This window comes from Klebsiella sp. R390 (assembly GCF_051131745.1).
Classification (GTDB): domain Bacteria; phylum Pseudomonadota; class Gammaproteobacteria; order Enterobacterales; family Enterobacteriaceae; genus Klebsiella.
The window spans coordinates 1,262,088-1,276,895 of the sequence record NZ_CP180445.1; the positions used below are offsets into that span (position 1 = coordinate 1,262,088).

Consider the following 14,808-nt stretch of genomic DNA (forward strand, 5'->3'; position numbering starts at 1 on the left):
TTAGTTCAAGCCGAACACGTTCAGCATGGTCGTCAGTTTGACGCCCGTTTCGCGCCACTCACCCAGCGGGGAAGAAGCCGGTACAATCCCTGCGCCGGCAAACAGGCGCAGCGTGCGCTGGTGCAGACGGGCGCAGCGAATCGTCACCACCCACTCGCCGTTACCTTCATCATCACACCAACCGACGATACCGCCGAACAGCTGGCGGTCGAACGGTTCCAGTTCGCCAATCAGGCGTTTTGCCACCTGGTGCGGGAAACCGCTAAGGGCCGGCGTCGGGTGTAACAGGCAGGCCAGCGACATCGCGTTTTCCGATGCCAGCGCCGTGCCTTCAATAGGTGTCGCCAGATGCCAGAGGGTCGGCGTGTTGACCAGCTGTGGCGAGTCAGGCAGCGACAGCTCGCGGCAGCGCGGTGCCAGCACCGATTTCATCGCCTGGGTCACCAGCTCGTGCTCATGGCGATCTTTTCCTGATGCCAGCAGTTTGTTGCCAGCTTCGCGATCCAGCACATCATCCGGCTGACGACGGGCCGAACCGGCCAACGGCAGAGAGCTGAAATGCTCGCCCTCTTTACGCAGCAGCAGCTCCGGGCTGGCGCCCAGCAGCACGCCGCCATCTGATAACGGCACGTGGAAGTTAAAGCTGGCAGGGTTTTGCGCGATCAGGCGCTCAAGCAGCGCGCCGCTGTCGACGCGATCGCGGGTGGTAATATCAATCAGGCGCGACAGGACGACCTTGTCAACTTCCGGCGTGGCGGTCAGCGCAGCAGCGCGTTCGACCATCGCCATAAAGGTATCCTGCTGCGGAATTTCCTGGCGTTCCACCACGTCCATCGGTGCCTGAGCCGACGCGTAGCGTGCCGACTGCTGCTTTGCGGTACGGGAGAAGTTTTCCCAACGTTCGGGGATAAACAGCTCGGACGGCTGCTGGGTATCAAACGGAATAGCGCCGACCATCACCGGTTTACGGATCCCGGCGGCCTTCGCCTCCCTGAACGCTGCCGCCATCTTCTGCTGGAAAGCGCCATCAAGCGACGCGCCATCCGCGGCAGAGTGGGTAAAACGGCTAAAACATCCCGCGGTACTGAAACTGCGGTACGGCGACATAAAGAAGAAGCTTTCCGGTGACAGGGTCATTTTTTGTTCCCGCACATCCTCGGCCAGTGACGTTTCCATATCATCCTCCAAAAACGATAAAGATATTACGAATAATTATCATTTATATTTTGGTTGGCTAACCTAAAAGGTATTGCCTGGCATGTCAACCATACAAACAGCATGTTGTGCTACTTAGACTTGCATCCGCACGGTACAAAGTTGAAAATGAGACGCATTTATTTCAACCTAATCAGGATGCGAATTCGTGAATTTGTCCACTTTTTGCCGCCGTACCTTACTGGCCTGCGGGCTGACCATTTTCGGAATGTCCTCAGTGCTGGCCGCCGACTGGCCGCGCCAGATAACCGATAGCCACGGCGTGCATACGCTGGAAAGCAAACCGCTGCGGATCGTCTCCACCAGCGTGACCCTCACCGGCTCCCTGCTGGCCATCGATGCGCCGGTTGTCGCCAGCGGCGCGACCACGCCAAACAACCGCGTGGCCGATGACCAGGGCTTTCTGCGCCAGTGGAGCAGCGTCGCCAAAGCGCGCAAGCTGACGCGTCTGTATATCGGCGAACCCAGCGCCGAAGCGGTGGCGTCACAGATGCCGGACCTGATCCTGATTAGCGCCACCGGCGGCGATTCTGCGCTGGCGCTGTATGACCAGCTGTCGACCATCGCCCCGACGCTTATCATTAACTACGACGATAAAAGCTGGCAGGCGCTGCTGACCGACCTCGGACAGATCACCGGTCAGGAAAAGCAGGCCGCCGAGCGGATTGCTGAATTTGATAAGCAGCTCGCCACCCTGAAGCAACAGATGAAACTGCCGCCACAGCCGGTAAGCGCGCTGGTTTATACCGCCGCCGCCCATACAGCCAATCTGTGGACGCCGGCGTCCGCCCAGGGCCAGATGCTTGAGCAACTGGGCTTCACCCTCGCCACCCTGCCTGAGGGGCTGCATGCCAGCCAGAGTCAGGGCAAACGCCACGACATCGTGCAGCTGGGCGGTGAGAATTTAGCGGCAGGCCTCAACGGCCAGAGCCTGTTCCTGTTTGCCGGTGACGAGAAAGATGCCGGGGCGATTTACAGCAATCCGCTGCTGGCACACCTGCCTGCGGTAGAGAACAAGCGCGTTTATCCGCTCGGTATCGAAACCTTCCGCCTCGATTACTACAGCGCCATGCTGGTGCTGCAGCGTCTCTCTTCTCTGTTCGGCTAACGGCCCTTCCCGGCTGGCGCAACGCCTGGCCGGGATATTTCCATCGACTTAACTTTCGCTGACCGCTTCCGGGCGCTGGAACCGGCGCAGTTCACTCAACAGTCCCATCAAGATCACGCCGACAATCACCAGCGCCCAACCGCTGGCGCTCGCCGACGCCATCGGAGTCATGATCGCCCCCAGTCCGCCCAGCAAAGCTGCGCCAATAGCGTCGCCGGTGACGTTCTGCGCGGTCCACAGACCGTTAATACGTCCGAGCATCGCTTCCGGCGTCTGGGTTTGAATCAGGGTGTACTGCAGCAGCGAACTGATGGCGCTCAGCCAGCCGAACAACGCCAGACACAGCGCCCCCAGCGCCCAGACCGGCATCACGCTGAACAGCGCAATCGCGACGAATGAGCCAACCGTGGTCATCAGCATCAACGCGCCCGGTCGGGCGGTTTGCGCCAGCTGGCCGCTGGTCAATGCCCCGAGCGCGGCCCCCAGCGGGATCGCCGCATACAGAAAGCCAATCTGCGAGGCTGACATCTGCCAGCCGTCGGCCAGCGCCGGATACAGCACCCGTACCGCGCTGGCCATTGTCAGCAGGCCGCCAAGCAGAGCAATCCCGCCGATCAGCGGGCTATTGAAGAGGAATTTCAGCCCCGCCAGCAGCGACTTCAGCGGGTGTTCTCGCGGCTGCGGCGGTGGGGGCAGCAGCGGCAGGCGCAGCAGGGTTAAGGTGGTAATAAAGGTGCCCGCCGCCGCCAGGCCATAGTTCCAGGCCACGCCGCCGGTCGCCAACAGCAGACCGCCGATCATCGGCGAAATCACCGAGCCCAGGCGTACCGTCAGCATGGTGATCGCCCCGGCCTGCATCAGGTTTTCGCGCCCGACCAGCGCTGGCGTGGCCGCCAGCAGCGCCGTGACGCCGAGCGAAGCAAAGAAACCATCCCAGATGCCCAGCAGATAAATCGCAATCAGCGACGGTTCAGGCAGCAGCGCGTTGAGACACAGCCCGACAAACCCGATGCCGCAGGTGCCGCGCGCCAGCAGAATCAAACGCTTACGCTCGTAGCGATCCGCCAGTACCCCGCCTACCATCAGGCCGACAAACATCGAACAGCCGGTCAACGTCACCGACAGCCCCACCTGCCAGGTCGAATGGGTCATCATCTGGATTTGTACCGGGATCGCCACGCCGAGCAGGCCCAGCGATAAGATTGAGATAAAACGGGCAATAAAGACGGCGCGAAACGCCGGGTGGGTCTTCAGCAGGCTGAGGTTCAGCAGCCGGGATTGTCGGTTCATTACAGCGCCTTGTTATTATTTTCCATCTACGCGCGATCCTTCAGGCTGCGTCTGTGTTGGCTGCACTTTTTTATCCCGGTCATACGGTTAGCGTTACTTCCAGGCAGGCGTGCATGTGGTGCCGCGATGCATTCTGATTGATTTTGCGTAAACCCAACATTATTCGAGTTGCTTGTAGGCGGCAAAGCCGTCAATCCCCAGGCGCTTACGCAAGTAAGTGACCAGGGTGAACGGGTGCAGCCAACATCAAGGCAACCTGAAGTATGCCGGGTATATACCATTCTTGTGGGCGATCATGCTAACATAACTGAATAGAATCGATAACGATAATTACTATCATTATCATATCAGGGATGTGAATTATGTCGTTTCCTGTGACCAGGGCGCGCGCCGTCGCCGTGCCTGGTCTGTTACTGGTCTTAGCCGTTGCTATCGCCCTCAGTCTGCTCGTCGGGGCCAAACCGCTTCCATTGCACGTCGTTGTGGATGCCCTTTCGGGTACCTGCCGCACCGCCGACTGCACCATCGTACTCGATGCCCGACTGCCACGAACCCTCGCGGGGCTGCTGGCAGGTGCCGCGCTGGGCCTGGCAGGTTCGCTGATGCAAACCCTGACCCGCAACCCGCTGGCCGACCCCGGCATACTCGGCGTCAACTCTGGTGCCAGCTTCGCCATCGTGCTGGGTGCAGCGCTGTTTGGTATCCACTCTCCACAAGAACAGCTGCTGATGTCGTTTTGCGGCGCGTTTGGCGCTTCGCTGCTGGTGGCCTTTACCGGTAGCCAGGGAGGCGGCCAGCTCAGCCCGGTACGCCTGACGCTGGCCGGCGTGGCGCTGGCGGCCGTGTTGGAAGGGCTGTCCAACGGTATTGCCTTGCTCAACCCTGAAGTTTATGACCAGCTGCGCTTCTGGCAGGCCGGCTCGCTGGATATTCGCACCCTGCAAACGTTGAAAATCGTCCTGCTTCCGGTGCTGATCGCTGCAGCCGTCACCCTGCTGTTAAGCCGGGCGCTGAACAGCCTGAGCCTTGGCAACGATACCGCCACCGCGCTCGGTAGCCGGGTCGCTCGCACCCAGTTTATCGGCCTGCTGGCCATTACCGTACTTTGCGGCAGCGCCACCGCGGTGGTTGGTCCCATCGCCTTTATCGGCCTGATGATGCCGCATATGTCACGCTGGCTGGTGGGGGCGGACCATCGCTGGTCGCTGCCGGTAACCTTACTGGCTACCCCTGCCCTGCTGCTGTTCGCCGATGTCCTCGGTCGTCTGCTGGTCCCCGGTGAACTCCGGGTATCGGTGGTCAGCGCCTTTATCGGCGCGCCGGTGCTGATTTGGCTGGTGCGCCGCCAGTCACGCGGAGGTGTCATGTGAAAACGCCTTCCCGCCGTCTGCTGCTCAGCTGCCTGATTCTGCTTGCCGCCAGCCTGGCCGTCTCACTTTTGGGACTCGGCAGCGGTCTGGTGCCGCTCAGCGTCAATCAGGTGGTTTCCGCCCTGCTGGGCGACGCGCCGCGCAATATCACTATGGTGGTGACCGAATGGCGCCTGCCGCGGGTACTGATGGCGCTGCTTATCGGCGCGGCCCTTGGCGTCAGCGGCGCTATTTTTCAGTCACTGATGCGCAACCCCCTCGGCAGCCCGGACGTGATGGGCTTCAATACCGGCGCCTGGAGCGGCGTGCTGGTAGCGATGGTGATATTCGGTCAGAACCTGACGGCTATCGCCCTGGCGGCAATGGTTGGCGGCGTGCTGACGGCGCTGGTGGTCTGGCTGCTGGCGTGGCGCAACGGCATTGAAACATTTCGTCTGATTATTATCGGTATTGGCGTGCGCGCGATGCTGGTCGCCTTCAATACCTGGCTGCTGCTGCGCGCCTCACTGGAAACCGCCCTCTCCGCCGGGCTGTGGAATGCCGGTTCGCTCAATGGGCTGACCTGGGGAAAAACCTGGCCTTCCGCACCGCTGATTCTGCTGATGCTGGTATGTGCGGCGCTGCTCGTGCGCCGGATGCGCCTGCTGGAGATGGGTGACGATACCGCCTGCGCGCTCGGCGTACGGGTTGAACGTTCGCGTCTGTTGATGATGTTGGTGGGGGTGGTGCTCACCGCCGCCGCCACCGCGCTGGCCGGGCCGATTTCGTTTATCGCTCTGGTGGCACCGCATATCGCCCGCCGCCTGAGCGGCACCGCGCGCTGGGGATTAACCCAATCGGCGCTCTGCGGCGCGCTGCTGCTGGCGCTGGCGGATTACAGCGCCCAGCGTCTGTTTATGCCCTATCAATTACCGGTGGGCGTCGTGACCGTCAGTCTCGGCGGCATTTATCTCATCGCGCTGTTAATTCAGGAGTCCCGCAAAAAATGACCGCTGAAACGACCCGTTTGCGTGGCGACCAGCTCACCCTGGCGTACGGCAAAAAGATCATCGCCGAATCGCTGAACGTCACCATTCCTGATGGCCATTTCACCGCGATTATTGGCCCCAACGGCTGCGGTAAATCCACGCTACTGCGAACCCTGAGCCGCCTGATGACCCCGGTCAGCGGCCATGTTTATCTCGATGGCGAGCAGATCCAGCGCTACGCCAGTAAAGAGGTGGCGAAACGCATCGGCCTGCTGGCGCAGAACGCCACCACCCCTGGCGATATTTCGGTGCAGGAACTGGTCGCCCGCGGTCGCTATCCGCATCAGCCAATGTTTACCCGCTGGCGCAAAGAGGATGATGACGCGGTCAACAAGGCAATGAAGGCCACCGGCATCACCGACCTGGCGCAGCAGAGCGTCGATACGTTGTCCGGGGGACAGCGACAGCGGGCATGGATTGCAATGGTACTGGCGCAGGAAACCGCCATTATGCTGCTGGATGAGCCCACCACCTGGCTGGACATCAGCCATCAGATCGATCTGCTGGAGCTGCTGAGCGAGCTGAATCGCGAGAAGGGATATACCCTGGCGGCGGTGCTGCACGATCTCAATCAGGCCTGCCGCTATGCGACCCATTTAATTGCACTACGCGACGGAAAAATTGTCGCCGAGGGGGCTCCGAAAGAGATTGTCACCGCCGAGTTGATCGAACAGATTTACGGCCTGCGCTGCACGATCATCGATGACCCGGTGGCCCATACCCCGCTGGTCGTTCCGCTGGGACGGCGTTAAACACCTCGCTTTTCCACCGCACTCGGCAATAAAAAACCCTGGTCGCGTTACGCTTACCGGGGCTACGGTTCAATGACAGCATCGAGATACAGTAGCCCGGATAAGGCGCTGGCGCCGCTATCCGGGAACAGACTCAGGATTACCCCAGTATCTCCCGCACTACCGGGCCAATCGACTCGAAGGCCTGCGGCGAGATAATCTCCACGTGGGCGCAGTTCTGGCTAAAGACCTCCAGCTCTCCCACCCAGGGCCCCCACACTACCTGCGGATCCATCCCTTCCTGACGGGTTTTCTCCGCCACAAACAGCGTGGCCTTGCCGTCGAATTTAGCGCTGTGTGCGGTGGTCAGCAGACGTACCGCATCGGCATAGTTGCCCTCGATCACGCTGAACAGCTCGCCGGAGGCCTGCCCCTGCTGAGCGGCAAGGAAGGCTTCACGCTCGCGATCGATCTCCGCCAGCACTTCCGGATCCAGACCGTTGGCTTCTTTTTCCGCCCAGTTCTGCGTCTCCGGCGGCCAGGTATCCAACAATCCGAGGAAGGCCACCGCTTCGCCACGCTGACGTAAACGGGCGGCGATGCCCTGCGCCAGGGTTCCCCCGAGGGAATAACCGAACAGGTAATATGGCCCGTGCGGCTGCTGTGCCAGCAGCGTCTGCAGATGCTGCTCGCAGACTTCATCCAGGCTGGCCGCACGCATCATCGGCCCTTCCGGTCGCGGCGACTGAATGCCGGTAATCGACCAACGTGGGCTGAGATAGCGGGCCAGCACGCTGAACTGCCAGGCGAAGCCCGATGCCGGATGGAAACAGAACAGCGTCGGCCCGTCGCTCACCCGCAGCGGCAGAATCGCGTCAAAGCCCAGACGCTGGGCCTGTTCATCACTGAGATCGGAGGCCAGCAGCGCGCTCAGTTTCCCTACCGTCGACGCCACCATCACCTGTCCCGGCGTGACCTGACGATCCAGTTCACGGCCGAGCTGCGCCGCCAGGCGCATTGCCAGCAGCGAATGACCACCCAGGGCAAAGAAGTCGGCTTCAATATCGTTGACCTCGCAACCCAGCAACTGGCTGAACGCCTGGGCGACCGTGGTTTCAATCCCCGGCTCCGGTGGACGTCCACGCTGTTCATTGCCGAGCGTCGGCAGCGGCAGCGCTTTACGATCCAGCTTGCCGTTAGCGCTCAGCGGCAGTTCAGCCAGCTGTATCAACACCACCGGCACCATATGCGGCGGCAGTTGCTCAGCCAGGCGCGCTTTCAGCATCCCGGTATCTAACGGCAGCCCGGACTCTGATACCAGGTATCCCACCAGTTGACGGGCATCCCCCCCGGTCGCCGCCGCCTGATTAAAGACGCAGGCATTCGCCACCGCCTGAGCAACATCCGGTAGCGCAGACATCACCCGATCGATTTCACCCAGTTCAATACGCTGGCCGCGAATTTTCAGCTGATCGTCGCTGCGCCCGAGATACTCCACCGCGCCGTTCTCCAGCCAGCGCGCTACGTCACCGGTCCGGTACATCCGTTCGCCGGCGGCATACGGATCAGCAATGAAGCGCGAGGCGGTCAGATCCGGACGGCCCAGATATCCCTGTGCCAGCTGAATACCGGTCAGGTATAAATCACCCGCCACGCCCGGCGGAACCGGACGCATGCTGGCATCAAGTATGCGCAGCCCGGTGTTCCACACCGGCCAGCCAATAGGAACGCTGTTGCCGGTGACCGCCGCCAGCTCCGCACCACAGGCTGGATACCAGCTCACATCCACCGCCGCTTCCGTTGGGCCATACAGATTGTGTAACGGTGCGCCGGTCAACGCTTCCCACTCGCGGCACAGTCCGGTCGGCAGCGCTTCACCGCTGCAGAAGACGCGCTTGAGCGTGCGGCAGGTCGCCACGTTGTCATCATCCAGCGAGGCCACAAAGGCGGCCAGCATCGACGGAACAAAGTGGGTCGTGGTCACCCCGTAACGGGCAAAGAACTGCTGCATCGCCAGCGGATCGCGGTGCGCTTCCGGCTCCGCCATCACCAGCCGCGCGCCGGTAATAAACGGCCACCAGAACTCCCAGACCGACACATCGAAGCTACATGGCGTCTTTTGCGCCACCACATCGTCGGCGCTGAGCGGGTAGTGATTCTGCATCCACAGCAGGCGGTTAACGATCGCGGTTTGTCCCACCATCACCCCTTTCGGGCGCCCAGTGGAACCAGAGGTAAAGATGATATAGGCGGTGTGATCGGCCTGTGACAGCGCCAGCGGCGCGGCATCGCCCGCCGGCAGCGGCTGCTGATAGCACAGACTGTCAAGGCCCGGAATATCGCTAAAGCGCGCCAGCTGATCCTCGGCGGTAATCAGCAAGGTTGGACGCGCGTCTTCCAGCATCATGCGCAGACGGTCATCTGGATAGCCGGTATCCAGCGGTAGCCAGGCCGCACCGGCCTCGACGATACCGTGCAGCGCGAGGGTCAGGAACACCGAGCGCGGCAGCGCCACCGCCACGCTATCACCCGGTTTCACACCGCGTTCGCGCAGCAATTGCGCCAGCGCCACCACCTGTTGTCGCATTTCGCGGTAGCTGAACTGCCAGTGGGCATCCGCCAGCGCCGGGGCATCGGGGGTTTTCTCCGCCTGTGCCGCGACCAGCGCACTCAGCGTGGTCACCGGGAGCGCGACGCCGGTGTTATTGACCTGCGCCAGCTGTTCCGTTTCGTCGCCTGACAGCATATCGGCTTCGCCGCAGCGCAGCGCCGGATCGGCGGCAAACTGGGCCAGCAGCGCAGACAGGCGCGCCACGTGGTTGCGCAGCGTCGCTTCGTCATAGCGGGCTTTATTGGCCAGCACTTCCAGCGACAAGCCGCCGGACTCATCCGGGAACAGCGCCAGCTCAAGGTCATTGACCGGGCCGGTCGCCAGGGTGTGGGTTACGGCCTCAACGCCATCAATATCCAGAATGTAATCAAAGACTTTAACGTTGAGTACCGGGCCAAACAGCGGCTCATCGCCGGCGGCTTTACCGCTATCGCGGACAATCTGTTCAGCGTCGTAGCGCTGGTGGCGACGCATTTTTTTCAGCTGCGCGGACAGGCGCAGCGCCAGATCGGCGAGGGTTTCCTGAGCGTCGATATGCACCGCCAGCGGCAGCACGTTAAGCACCGGTCCGCTTGCCGTCAGCGCCGCGGATCCCATACGCCGCATAAAGATAAACCCGGCGGCATAATCCATCCGGCTGCATAAGCGACCGAGCCACAGGGTCGTCAGCGCCAACGCCAGATCGGCACGTTGGCACTGCGGCAGGCTGGTCGCCAGGCGGCTGAACAGACCGGCGTCGACATCCAGCTTTAACCGCCAGATGTCGGTACTGGTCGCACGTCCTGCCAGCGGCGCAGACGAGAGCGAGGCCGGAGACGGCAGCGCTTTTCGCTGCTCCATCCAGAACTGTTTATCCCGCAGCCAGGCGTCGCTGCCGTAATAGTGTTGATACTCTTCCACCACCTCGGCGAAAGGCGTAAAGGGGGATTCAGGGGTCTCTTCCCCACGCTGCCAGGCGCGGTAAATTGCGGCGATCTGGCGGGTAATAGCAGGAAAACTGAAGCCATCCACCAGTAAATGATGGTAACGCTGATACCAGTACCAGCAATCATCCGCCACCCGCATCAGCTGGTGACAAACCAGAGGATTGCCGCCATCGACCCGCAGGTTCTGTCCAAGGTCGGCCTGCATTAGCGCCAGCGCGGCGGCATGGGGATCGTGCGCATCGCGCAGATCGTGAGAGTCAGGTTCAGCAAAAGTGCGGCGCTCATCAACCCATTGCCAGGCTTCGCCGTTGTCTTCACAAAACCGCATGCTGAGGGTATCGGCCTGCGCCAGACCGCTGACAATAGCGCGTCCCAGCAGCGCCGGGTCAAGGTTGCCGCGCAGTTCAACATAGTGGGCCACGCTCCATGCGCCGGGCAGCGTAGAGAGTCGCTCCGCCATCCAGATCCCAGACTGTGCCGCCACCAACGGTAAACGAGTGGTCATCTTCGACTCCTTAACGTGCATGGTCTGCGGGGGTGAGGGTTGTCCAGTTCGCAGTCAGCCAGGCATGACATGCCTCTGAAGGCTGCGGCGGGCAAACCACCGTCCAGCCTTGCGGCAGAGCGCAGTGGTGCGGCCACAGGCTGTACTGCTGCTGTTCGTTGCGCAGAATATAAAACTGCCCTTGCGGATTATCGAAGGGGTTGCTGAATTGCATACCAAACTCCTGTCTTTACTCGCCATCCATTACGTTACTCAGGCGCGGGCTGTCGCCATCACGCCGTCGCAATGATGTTGAGTCTGAAGCGCGCTTTGTCAGTGGTCGTGGCTCAACGGCTGCCATAGCTGGATTAATCCCGCCGTCAGCCCGCCACGCCAGCAAAGCGCATCGTGCCCGCCGTCAACCTGACGCCAGAAAATCGTCTGCTGTGTGTGTTGTAATTGCGATAAAAGCGCCTGGTTGGCGCGAAAAATCAGCGGCTCACGCTCACCGGCTTCCAGCCAGATTCGCAGCCCCTGCGGATGAAGTTCCCCCCGGCTCAGGCGCTCAATCAGCAGGCCCGTTCCGGCGCCGCCGCGATGCGGCCACCAGTAAGAGCCAGACTGACTCAGGACGCAGCCAAAGCGTTCCGGCCAGTACAGTCCGGCAAACATCGCTGCCAGGCCGCCAAAGCTCTGCCCGGCGACCACGGTACGATCGGCGCGATCGCTGAAGGGGGCGATGTAGCGTACCTGGGGTAATAGTTCTTCCTGTACCGCCAGCCAGAATTCCGCATTGCAGGGCAGTTCCCGGCCACGATGTTCGTTATCAATGACATCAATCAGCAGGTAGACCGCCTGAGGCAGTTTTTCCGCCTGCGTCAGTCCGGCCAGCGCCGGCCAGACCGGCATGCTTTCGGCCCAGAACTGGCCGTCCAGCAGCACCGCCAGCGGGCGTTCTTCAGGCGCGTCATCGCCGGTTGTGTAAATCCATATTCGCCGGGTGTTGCCCAGCCTGGCGCTGCGCCACTCAATGCAAACCGGCGCAGACGCGTGAGTAGTGCGCGGCGACCAGCCCGGTTGTTCCGGCGCCTGCGGCAGCTCCAGCGCCGACACCGCATGACCGCGCCCGCCCTTCCAGCTTTGAGGGTTTAACGGGTCGGCAATCGCACGCGGCAGCAGTTTTCGCCAGCCTTCGCGCAGCAGCATGCGGTCCGGGCTGCCACCGTTGAAAATCTCGGGAGCAAAGTCGTCTTCACGATCGGAGGGAATAAAACAGTAGCTGCCGCGCCAGGTCGGCGACAGGGTCGTTTGCCAGCACCAGGCATCGGTGCCAGGCACCCGCGTGAGGGTTTGCGGTACGGCATTTTGATGATGGTCGGTCACGCCGGTGATATAAATCCACACTCGCCGGGTCGAAGAGGTCTCTTCACGACCCGCCGGATCCCGCCACCAGAATGTCACTAAACAGCGGTCATCACGGGCCTCGGACTGCGGTCCGGAGAGCGTCTGCCACCATTCATCACTTCCTGTTATTAACATCCCGTCATTAACCCTATGTTTATCGTGATTTTTCTCAACAAACGTAATTTTTATTGATAATATTATTGATAACTATTTGCATTTGCAATAGCGTATTACCGCCCTTTGGGAGAGTCACTTCTAATTACACAGGTCAGAGAAGGTCGTTTGGTTAGCGACGGAATGCCAGGGCCCTCTACTGACGACATTTTTTGCGGCCTCCCCTCCCGGTGGGATGGGGCTTCAGGGGAAGGCGGCAACGAAAAGCAGGACGTAAAATGAATAACAAAATCAAATCATTGGCCTTACTGGTCAATCTGGGAATTTACGGTGCGGCCTTCCCGCTGTGTGCGGAAGAGACCCTCGATAGCCAAAAAACGGCCACCGAAGAAACCATGGTGGTGACTGCCGCCGAACAAAACCTGCAGGCGCCTGGCGTCTCGACCATCACCGCCGATGAAATTCGTAAACGTCCACCGGCCCGCGATGTTTCAGAAATCATTCGTACCATGCCGGGCGTCAACCTGACCGGTAACTCCACCAGCGGCCAGCGCGGTAACAACCGTCAGATCGATATTCGCGGCATGGGCCCGGAAAACACTCTGATCCTGATCGATGGCAAACCGGTCACCAGCCGTAACTCCGTGCGTCTGGGCTGGCGTGGTGAGCGCGACACCCGCGGTGACACCGGTTGGGTTCCACCAGAAATGATCGAGCGCATCGAGGTCATTCGTGGCCCGGCCGCCGCCCGCTACGGTAACGGCGCGGCAGGTGGCGTGGTCAACATCATCACCAAAAAAGGCGGCGATGAGTGGCACGGTTCATGGAACACCTACATGAACGCCCCGGAGCACAAAGATGAAGGCTCCACCAAGCGTACCAACTTCAGCCTCAGCGGCCCGCTGGGCGGCGATTTCAGCTTCCGCCTGTTAGGCAACCTGGACAAAACCCAGGCTGATGCCTGGGACATCAACCAGGGCCATCAGTCCGAGCGTACCGGCATTTATTCCGATACCCTGCCCGCCGGGCGCGAAGGGGTTAAAAACAAGAATATCGACGGCGTCGTGCGCTGGGATTTCGCGCCGATGCAATCCCTGGAGTTCGAAGCGGGCTACAGCCGCCAGGGCAACCTCTACTCCGGTGATACGCAGAACACCAACTCCAACGACCTGGTGAAAGAGAACTACGGTAAAGAGACCAACCGTATCTACCGTAACACCTACTCGGTGACCTGGAACGGTGCCTGGGATAACGGTATTACCACCAGCAACTGGGCGCAGTACGAACATACCCGCAACTCACGTAAAGGCGAAGGCCTGGCCGGGGGAACCGAGGGGATCTTCAGCAGCAATCAGTTCTCTGATATCGACCTGTCCGACGTAATGCTGCACAGCGAAATCAGCATTCCGTTCGATCTGTTAGTGAATCAGAACCTGACGCTGGGTACCGAATGGAACCAGCAGCGCATGAAGGATAAGGCATCAAACACCCAAACCTTTATGGGCGGCACCATCCCAGGCTATGACAGCACCGGTCGTAGCCCGTACTCAAAAGCCGAGATTTTCTCCCTGTTTGCTGAAGACAACATGGAGTTAACCGACACCACCATGTTGACGCCAGCGCTGCGTTTCGATCATCACAGCATTGTGGGCAATAACTGGAGTCCTTCTCTGAACCTGTCCCAGGGCCTTTGGGATGACTTCACGCTGAAAATGGGCATCGCCCGCGCCTACAAAGCGCCAAGCCTGTATCAGACCAACCCGAACTACATTCTCTACAGCCGCGGTCAGGGTTGCTATGCGAGCCAGGCCGGTTGTTACCTGCAGGGTAATGAAGACCTGAAAGCAGAAACCAGCATCAACAAAGAAGTTGGCCTCGAGTTTAAACGCGATGGCTGGCTGGCGGGCGTCACCTGGTTCCGCAACGACTACCGTAACAAGATTGAAGCGGGCTATTCACCGGTTTACACCAACGGTAGCGGCACCGATCTCTACAAATGGGAAAACGTCCCTAAAGCGGTTGTTGAAGGCCTGGAAGGAACCCTGAACGTACCGGTTACTGAAGCGGTGAACTGGACCAACAACATCACCTATATGCTGCAGAGTAAGAATAAAACCACAGGCGATCGTCTGTCGATTATTCCGGAATATACGCTGAACTCCACCCTGAGCTGGCAGATTCAGGAAGACGTTTCCGTCCAGTCGACCTTCACCTGGTACGGCAAACAGCAGCCGAAGAAATATAACTACAAAGGTCAGCCGGTCACCGGCAGCGAGAAAAACGAGGTTAGCCCGTATAGCATCCTCGGCCTGAGCGCGACCTGGGACGTCACCAAATACGTCAGTCTGACCGGCGGCGTGGATAACGTCTTTGACAAGCGTCACTGGCGTGCCGGTAATGCCCAGACCACCGGCGGTGCGACCGGCTATATGTACGGCGCAGGGGCAGAGACCTTCAACGAACCGGGCCGTACCTGGTACATGAGCGTCAATACCCACTTCTGATTGCTCGCCTGATCTCCCCCCGC

10 protein-coding genes are annotated in these 14,808 nt (G+C 60.5%); 5 read left to right on the plus strand and 5 right to left on the minus strand.

Going from position 1 to position 14,808, the window contains the following annotated elements; all coding sequences use genetic code 11:
* Positions 1 to 1,176: an isochorismate synthase EntC gene (entC, locus tag ACMYSP_RS05935; protein WP_434585951.1), complete on the minus strand. Its 1,176-nt coding sequence runs from the start codon at positions 1,174 to 1,176 to the stop codon at positions 1 to 3.
* A gap of 247 nt (positions 1,177 to 1,423) precedes the next feature.
* Here entC and fepB point away from each other — a divergent pair, with 247 nt between their 5' ends.
* The gene (gene fepB / locus ACMYSP_RS05940; RefSeq protein ID WP_434587026.1) at positions 1,424 to 2,323 is read left to right on the plus strand and encodes a Fe2+-enterobactin ABC transporter substrate-binding protein; all 900 of its coding nucleotides are present in this window, start codon (positions 1,424 to 1,426) and stop codon (positions 2,321 to 2,323) included.
* Positions 2,324 to 2,371: 48 nt separating this feature from the next.
* On the opposite strand, the gene entS is transcribed toward fepB, so the two are convergent.
* Positions 2,372 to 3,613 carry an enterobactin transporter EntS gene (gene entS, locus ACMYSP_RS05945; RefSeq protein WP_434585952.1) on the minus strand — a complete coding sequence of 414 codons (1,242 nt, stop codon included), beginning with the start codon at positions 3,611 to 3,613 and terminating at the stop codon, positions 2,372 to 2,374.
* Between the two features lie 362 nt (positions 3,614 to 3,975).
* On the opposite strand from entS, the gene fepD reads away from it, so the two are divergent.
* The 3 genes from fepD to fepC are packed head-to-tail and all read left to right on the plus strand — an operon-like array spanning position 3,976 to position 6,763.
* Positions 3,976 to 4,983 (plus strand): Fe(3+)-siderophore ABC transporter permease, encoded by a 1,008-nt coding sequence (gene fepD / locus ACMYSP_RS05950; protein WP_434585953.1) that lies wholly within the window; start codon positions 3,976 to 3,978, stop codon positions 4,981 to 4,983.
* Positions 4,980 to 5,972 (plus strand): iron-enterobactin ABC transporter permease, encoded by a 993-nt coding sequence (fepG, locus tag ACMYSP_RS05955; protein WP_434585954.1) that lies wholly within the window; start codon positions 4,980 to 4,982, stop codon positions 5,970 to 5,972. The genes fepD and fepG overlap by 4 nt, the downstream gene beginning before the upstream one ends.
* Positions 5,969 to 6,763, plus strand: coding sequence for an iron-enterobactin ABC transporter ATP-binding protein (gene fepC / locus ACMYSP_RS05960; protein ID WP_434585955.1), 795 nt, complete (start codon positions 5,969 to 5,971; stop codon positions 6,761 to 6,763). The genes fepG and fepC overlap by 4 nt, the downstream gene beginning before the upstream one ends.
* 139 nt (positions 6,764 to 6,902) lie before the next feature.
* Here the strand turns inward: fepC and entF are convergent, their stop codons facing one another.
* From entF to fes, 3 genes are all read right to left on the minus strand, one after another.
* A complete protein-coding gene (entF, locus tag ACMYSP_RS05965) occupies positions 6,903 to 10,784 on the minus strand; it encodes an enterobactin non-ribosomal peptide synthetase EntF (protein ID WP_434585956.1) in 3,882 nt (1,293 codons plus the stop codon).
* A 10-nt stretch (positions 10,785 to 10,794) separates the two neighbouring features.
* A complete protein-coding gene (locus ACMYSP_RS05970; RefSeq protein WP_434585957.1) occupies positions 10,795 to 10,998 on the minus strand; it encodes an MbtH family protein in 204 nt (67 codons plus the stop codon).
* Between the two features lie 98 nt (positions 10,999 to 11,096).
* Complete coding sequence (gene fes, locus ACMYSP_RS05975; RefSeq protein ID WP_434585958.1) at positions 11,097 to 12,302, minus strand: enterochelin esterase; 1,206 nt, start codon at positions 12,300 to 12,302, stop codon at positions 11,097 to 11,099.
* Positions 12,303 to 12,559: 257 nt separating this feature from the next.
* Between fes and fepA the strand changes: the two genes are divergently transcribed.
* Positions 12,560 to 14,785, plus strand: coding sequence for a siderophore enterobactin receptor FepA (fepA, locus tag ACMYSP_RS05980; protein ID WP_434585959.1), 2,226 nt, complete (start codon positions 12,560 to 12,562; stop codon positions 14,783 to 14,785).
* Positions 14,786 to 14,808: the final 23 nt, after the last annotated feature.

What these genes read in the sequence shown, in the direction of transcription:
- fes (WP_434585958.1), bottom strand. Translation starts at nt 12,302, where the DNA reads ATGTTAATAACAGGAAGTGATGAATGGTGGCAGACGCTCTCCGGACCG.
- ACMYSP_RS05970 (WP_434585957.1), bottom strand. Translation starts at nt 10,998, where the DNA reads ATGCAATTCAGCAACCCCTTCGATAATCCGCAAGGGCAGTTTTATATT.
- fepC (WP_434585955.1), top strand. Translation starts at nt 5,969, where the DNA reads ATGACCGCTGAAACGACCCGTTTGCGTGGCGACCAGCTCACCCTGGCG.
- fepB (WP_434587026.1), top strand. Translation starts at nt 1,424, where the DNA reads ATGTCCTCAGTGCTGGCCGCCGACTGGCCGCGCCAGATAACCGATAGC.
- fepD (WP_434585953.1), top strand. Translation starts at nt 3,976, where the DNA reads ATGTCGTTTCCTGTGACCAGGGCGCGCGCCGTCGCCGTGCCTGGTCTG.
- entF (WP_434585956.1), bottom strand. Translation starts at nt 10,784, where the DNA reads ATGACCACTCGTTTACCGTTGGTGGCGGCACAGTCTGGGATCTGGATG.
- fepA (WP_434585959.1), top strand. Translation starts at nt 12,560, where the DNA reads ATGAATAACAAAATCAAATCATTGGCCTTACTGGTCAATCTGGGAATT.
- entC (WP_434585951.1), bottom strand. Translation starts at nt 1,176, where the DNA reads ATGGAAACGTCACTGGCCGAGGATGTGCGGGAACAAAAAATGACCCTG.
- entS (WP_434585952.1), bottom strand. Translation starts at nt 3,613, where the DNA reads ATGAACCGACAATCCCGGCTGCTGAACCTCAGCCTGCTGAAGACCCAC.